Below are 6,192 nucleotides of genomic sequence, written 5' to 3' on the forward strand. Positions count from 1 at the left end.
TCAAAATCTTGAACTCATAAGAATGAAAATATATACAAAAACAGGAGATTCTGGTACGACAGCTCTTTTTGGAGGTAAAAGAGTAAAAAAATACAATTTACGCATAGATAGCTATGGCACAGTAGACGAGTTAAACTCTTACATTGGTTTAATAAAAGACCAAAAAATAGCTGATAATGTAAAAAAAATACTTTTAAATATTCAAAATGAATTATTTACATTAGGTGCAATGTTAGCTACTCCACCAGAAAAAGAAACTTTAAAAAGTGGTAAAGAGCGTTTAAACATTCCTAAAATTGATGAGAAATCAATATTATTTTTAGAAAATGAAATCGATAAAATGGATGCTGAATTACCTCAAATGACACATTTTATTTTACCTGGAGGACATCAAGCAGTGTCATTCTGTCACATTGCAAGGTGTGTTTGTAGAAGAGCAGAAAGGCTTTCTGTAGAGTTAAACGATCAAGAAAATATAAATAATGACATTTTAAAATACCTAAACAGACTTTCTGACTTTCTTTTTGTGCTGGCACGAAAGTTGACTAAAGATTTACAGGTAGAAGAAATTAAATGGATACCTACTAAAAATTAAAACGTTCTTTTTTTATCGAATTAAAAATTATTTTTAAGTTTTAATATCATTTAAAACACTGATTAACAAACAATAACATGACTTAAAAATAACTTTTTATTATATTTCTTAAAAAAGACTTGCATAATTGAGTAAAAAAATTATTTTTGCACAAAATTAAATATTAAGAAATGTATTGGACATTAGAATTAGCATCTTATTTAGCAGATGCACCTTGGCCAGCAACCAAAGACGAATTAATAGATTATGCAATTAGAACTGGAGCGCCTCTAGAAGTTGTAGAAAACCTACAAGACATAGAAGATGAAGGTGATGCTTATGATTCTATTATAGAAATTTGGCCAGATTATCCAACTGAAGATGATTATCTTTGGAATGAAGATGAATATTAAAAACCAAAAAATTATATTAAAAAGTCTCTAAAGAGGCTTTTTTTTTGTTTTTAAGTTCATCAAATTTAAATCTTTTTATAGATTTTTAATAAATTGATACACAAACATATAAATACAATTACACTTTGTAATTAAAAAAATACATAATAATGAGCATATTAAATTCTGTAATAAAACTTTTTGTGGGCGATAAGCAACAGAAAGATTTAAAAAATTTACAACCTATTGTAGCTGATGTAAAAAAGTTTGAAGCAGCACTTTCTAAAATTTCTCATGATGAATTAAGGGCAAAAACTTTAGAATTTAAAGACAAGATTAAAGCAGCTACAAAACAGTTTACCGACAAAATAGAAACTTTAGAAATAGAGGCAAAAACAGCTGATATAGATAAACAAGAAGGTATTTATGCAGAAATAGACGCTTTAAAAGACGAAGCTTACAAAGCCTCTGAAGATACTTTGTTAGAAATCATGCCAGAAGCATTTGCAGTAGTTAAAGAAACTGCAAAACGTTTTGTAGAAAACGAAGAAATAGAAGTTACTGCAACACCTTTTGATAGAGAATTGTCTGCAGAAAGAGACAACGTAACTTTAGAAGACGATAAAGCTTTTTGGGCAAACTCTTGGGATGCTGCAGGGAAACCAGTTACTTGGGATATGATACATTATGATGTACAGTTAATTGGAGGCTCTGTTTTACATCAAGGTAAAATTGCAGAAATGATGACTGGTGAAGGTAAAACATTAGTATCTACACTACCAGTATATTTAAATGCCTTAACAGGAAATGGTGTGCATTTAGTAACTGTAAACGACTATTTGGCAAAACGTGATAAAGCTTGGATGGGACCAATTTTTGAGTTTCATGGATTAACTACAGATTGTATCGATTACCATCAACCAAATTCTGATGCACGTAGAAAAGCCTACAATGCAGATATTACTTACGGAACAAATAACGAGTTTGGTTTCGATTATTTACGTGATAATATGGCTAGTTCTAAAGACGATTTGGTACAAAGAGCTCCAAATTATGCCATTATAGATGAGGTAGATTCTGTTTTAATTGATGATGCTAGAACACCTTTAATTATTTCTGGACCAATTCCACAAGGAGATAGACACGAATTTACAGAACTAAAACCTTTAGTAGCAGACATTGTTAGCCTACAAAAACAACATTTGGTTAGTGTACTTGCAGAGGCAAAAAAATTAATTTCAGAGGGTAATGATAAAGAAGGTGGTTTTTTATTGTTAAGAGTTTATAGAGGTTTGCCAAAAAATAAAGCCCTAATTAAGTATTTATCTCAAGAAGGTATCAAACAAATCTTGCAAAAAACAGAAAATTACTACATGCAAGATAATAACAAACTAATGCCAGAGGTAGATGAAGATTTGTGGTTTGTTGTAGAAGAGAAAAACAATCAAATAGATTTAACAGATAAAGGAATTGCTCATTTATCAGAAAAAACAAAAAACGACACCTTTTTTGTATTGCCAGATATTGGAGTGAAAATTGGTGAAATTGATGCTTCAGAAAAATCTGCAGAAGAAAAAGCATCGCAAAAAGAAGAGTTATATAAAGATTTTAGCATCAAAAGTGAGCGCATTCATACCATGAATCAATTACTAAAAGCATACACTGTTTTTGAAAAAGACGTAGAGTATGTAGTAATGGAAAATAAAGTAATGATTGTTGATGAACAAACAGGTCGTATTATGGATGGTCGTCGTTATTCTGACGGGTTGCACCAAGCCATAGAAGCTAAAGAAAATGTAAAAATTGAAGATGCAACACAAACTTTTGCAACTGTAACTTTACAGAATTACTTTAGAATGTATCGCAAGTTATCTGGTATGACAGGAACTGCGATAACAGAAGCTGGAGAATTATGGGAAATCTACAAGTTAGATGTGGTAGAAATCCCAACAAATAAGCCCATCCAAAGAGATGACAAACAAGATTTAGTTTACAAAACTGCTCGTGAGAAATATAACGCTGTTATTGATGATATTGTAAAATTAGTAGAACAAAAAAGACCTGTTTTAGTAGGTACAACTTCCGTAGAAATTTCAGAATTGTTAGGTAGAATGTTACAAATGCGTAAAATTCCACATAATATTTTAAATGCAAAATTACACAAAAGAGAGGCAGATGTAGTTGCAGAAGCAGGTAAACCTGGTGTGGTTACAATTGCAACAAACATGGCAGGTCGTGGTACAGATATTAAACTTTCAGAAGAAGTAAAACAAGCTGGTGGTTTGGCTATTATTGGTACAGAACGTCATGATTCTAGACGAGTAGATAGACAGTTAAGAGGTCGTGCAGGAAGACAAGGAGATGTTGGTTCTTCTCAATTTTACGTTGCTTTAGACGATAACTTAATGCGTTTATTTGGTTCTGATAGAATTGCAAAAATGATGGACAGAATGGGTCTAAAAGAAGGGGAAGTAATTCAGCACTCTATGATTACCAAATCTATAGAAAGAGCTCAGAAAAAAGTAGAAGAAAACAACTTTGGTATCAGAAAACGTTTGTTAGAGTATGATGATATTATGAATGCACAACGTGAGTTTGTGTACAAAAGAAGACGTAATGCTTTAGATGGTAAAAGATTACAGTTAGACATTGCAAACATGATTTACGATACTTGCGAATCTATTGTAAACAGCAATAAAGCTGTAAAAGATTTTCAAAATTTTGAGTTCGAATTGATTAAATTCTCTTCGATGACTTCTCCTTTTTCTGAAGAAGATTTCGAAAGACTATCAGAAAAAGAAATTACAGACCAATTATATGATATAGTTACAGAACATTATAAAAATAAAATTGAAAAAAACGCAGTACTTGCCTACCCTGTAATTAAAAATGTTTACGAAAATGAGGGTGATAGATATGAACGTATTGTGGTTCCTTTTACAGACGGAATTAAATCTTTACAAGTAGTTACCAACTTAAAAGAGGCTTACGAAAGTGAAGGTAAAAGCTTAATTACAGATTTCGAAAAAAATATTACACTTGCTATTATAGATGAAAACTGGAAAGAGCATTTGCGTAAAATGGATGAGTTAAAACAGTCTGTACAAAATGCTTCTTACGAACAAAAAGATCCGCTTTTAATTTATAAATTCGAAGCTTTTGAATTGTTTAAAATAACTGTTGATGATATTAATAAAGAAGTATTGTCTTTCTTATTTAAAGGTGAGTTACCTGCACAAGATAGCAATCAAATTTCTGAAGCTCGTCAGCAAAAAAGAGAACGTTTAAACACAAGTAAAGCAGATGTACAAAACACTACAGAGCAAGCCATACAAAACTCTAGACAACAATCTGCAGAACCTGTAGAAACGATTGTAAGAGAACAACCAAAAATTGGTAGAAACGAACGTGTTACTATCAAAAATGTAATGAGTGGCGAAGAAAAAGTGGTAAAATTTAAACAAGCAATTCCTTTAATAGAAAAAGGAGAATGGGTTTTGGTGAATAATTAAAACCAATTTATCATTCTTGAAAATAAAAAATCCCGATTTGAATTTTCAAATCGGGATTTTTTTATGATTCTTATTTAATTAAAATTTACTTTTTTCGCAAATAGATATTGCCAAGTCCTGCATTTAACTTCATAGTCACTCTGCCAGAATTTAGTTTTAATTTCATTTTTTGAAGATTATCTTCTGTTTTTTCTTCTTCTAATTTAAAATCGATATCACTAAAAATATCGCTAGCTGTAGCATCTAGTTTTAAACTAGAATTTGTTGGTAAACTAATATCTATAAAACCATTATTTGAGTAAATAGAATAGAGTTTTTTTGGTGTTTTTTTATCAAAAACAACAGTTACATTGCCACCAATTGTATTTATAATTACGGGTCCTGTAACATCACTTAATTTAACATCTTGTACCGATGAAGAAATAGCAACTTCACCATCAAAATTAGATAAACTAGATTTTTCTAAATTAAAGAAAAAGTATTTTCTTTCTTTTGTTTTTGTAGTACAATTTGTTGTCCAATTTAATTTTAAAGAGTTTGGTATTTTAATTTTATATTGTTCTCTATGTGCAGACATTATAAAATCACTTTCTAAATTATCTTTAAAAATAAGTTCATCTTTGTTTTGTTCTATTATAAAATAAATACCAAGTTCTTTATTCGTGTTTTTTTTTCCTAACTTTTTTAACCCTTCCTTACGAGTATTATCAAATGATTTAAAAAAAACAGGTTTTGGTCGTATTAATGTATCATTCTCATTTTCTGAATAAACGGCACTTACAGCACCTACAGTAACTTTAAAATCTCCTTTTTTATCTTTCATATTTTTAAAGCCACTTCCTGATCTACTAAATGAAGTTACAGTACCTTTTTTTCCGTTCGTTCTAAGGGTTGAACTAAAATAATTTTTGCCATTTGAATGTAAACTTTCTACAATTACCTCATCTCCATCATAACCTTCTATTACAAAACTTCTAGAAGAACATATTTTTAAAGTTCCTTTATTAAATTTAATTTTTTTTTCTTGTGCACTTACCGTTAAAAAACTGATTGAAAGCGCAATAACTAATACTATTTTTGTTTTTTTCATTTTTATTATTGTTTAATTTCTACCATAGCTAACGTTGCATTACTCTTAACTATAGGAAAGGTTTGTTTACTATTTATAATTTTCTCAAGAGGTTTTTGTGCACGATTTTCTCTTAAAAAACTTACGGCTTTTATTAATTTTATTTGTACCAAAGGCGTTTCTTCTTTTTCTAAAGCTTTTATTAAATTAATTCTAATTTTTTCATTTTTTGGAAATTTTAGCAATGCATCAATGGTGGCAATTTTTACATTGGCGTTGGTATCTTTATGTAATACTTTTACCAAAGTATTTATAATTTTTGTGTCTTCTTTTTTGTATTCGTCATTAAATTTATAAATACCTTCTAAACGTTTTCCTGCAGAATCATCTTGTAAATTTGCTAGCAACTCTCTTTTATCTTCTATATTTTCAGCATAACCTTGATACCAAAACAACGTAGCAATAAGCATTGCTAAACAAGCTGCTATAGAAACGTATTTTAAATATTTCAATTTTGCTTTTTTAGGTGAATACAATTTTGATTTTAATAATTGTTCAAAATTAGCATCAGCATTTGCTGACATTTTTTCTTCTTCAAAAGAACTTTTATTGGCTTGTATAAACTCTTTTAATTGCATGTCTTTT

Annotated in this window: 5 protein-coding genes; 3 read left to right on the plus strand and 2 right to left on the minus strand. The window is 29.7% G+C overall.

Translation table 11 applies throughout. The features are described 5' to 3' along the window. The first annotated feature begins 22 nt into the window (after positions 1-22). The 3 genes from ACTG3S_RS07750 to secA all read left to right on the plus strand — a co-directional run bounded on the left by ACTG3S_RS07750 (position 23) and on the right by secA (position 4,478). Positions 23-595: a cob(I)yrinic acid a,c-diamide adenosyltransferase gene (locus ACTG3S_RS07750; RefSeq protein ID WP_439128782.1), complete on the plus strand. Its 573-nt coding sequence runs from the start codon at positions 23-25 to the stop codon at positions 593-595. Between the two features lie 170 nt (positions 596-765). Then, the gene (locus tag ACTG3S_RS07755; protein ID WP_015479930.1) at positions 766-987 is read left to right on the plus strand and encodes a DUF2795 domain-containing protein; all 222 of its coding nucleotides are present in this window, start codon (positions 766-768) and stop codon (positions 985-987) included. Between the two features lie 149 nt (positions 988-1,136). Beyond that, complete coding sequence (secA, locus tag ACTG3S_RS07760) at positions 1,137-4,478, plus strand: preprotein translocase subunit SecA (protein ID WP_439128783.1); 3,342 nt, start codon at positions 1,137-1,139, stop codon at positions 4,476-4,478. An 85-nt stretch (positions 4,479-4,563) separates the two neighbouring features. On the opposite strand, the gene ACTG3S_RS07765 is transcribed toward secA, so the two are convergent. Then, positions 4,564-5,568, minus strand: a complete 1,005-nt coding sequence (locus tag ACTG3S_RS07765; RefSeq protein ID WP_439128784.1) for a hypothetical protein — start codon at positions 5,566-5,568, stop codon at positions 4,564-4,566. A gap of 5 nt (positions 5,569-5,573) precedes the next feature. Then, positions 5,574-6,192, minus strand: a 619-nt coding sequence (locus ACTG3S_RS07770; RefSeq protein WP_439128785.1) for a HEAT repeat domain-containing protein, incomplete at its 5' end; no start/stop codon positions are given.

Source organism: Polaribacter sp. (genome assembly GCF_965656025.1).
Classification (GTDB): Bacteria; Bacteroidota; Bacteroidia; order Flavobacteriales; family Flavobacteriaceae; genus Polaribacter.

Excerpts from the sequence above, each read along its gene's own strand:
- ACTG3S_RS07750 (WP_439128782.1), top strand. The coding sequence starts at position 23 with ATGAAAATATATACAAAAACAGGAGATTCTGGTACGACAGCTCTTTTT.
- ACTG3S_RS07755 (WP_015479930.1), top strand. The coding sequence starts at position 766 with ATGTATTGGACATTAGAATTAGCATCTTATTTAGCAGATGCACCTTGG.
- secA (WP_439128783.1), top strand. The coding sequence starts at position 1,137 with ATGAGCATATTAAATTCTGTAATAAAACTTTTTGTGGGCGATAAGCAA.
- ACTG3S_RS07765 (WP_439128784.1), bottom strand. The coding sequence starts at position 5,568 with ATGAAAAAAACAAAAATAGTATTAGTTATTGCGCTTTCAATCAGTTTT.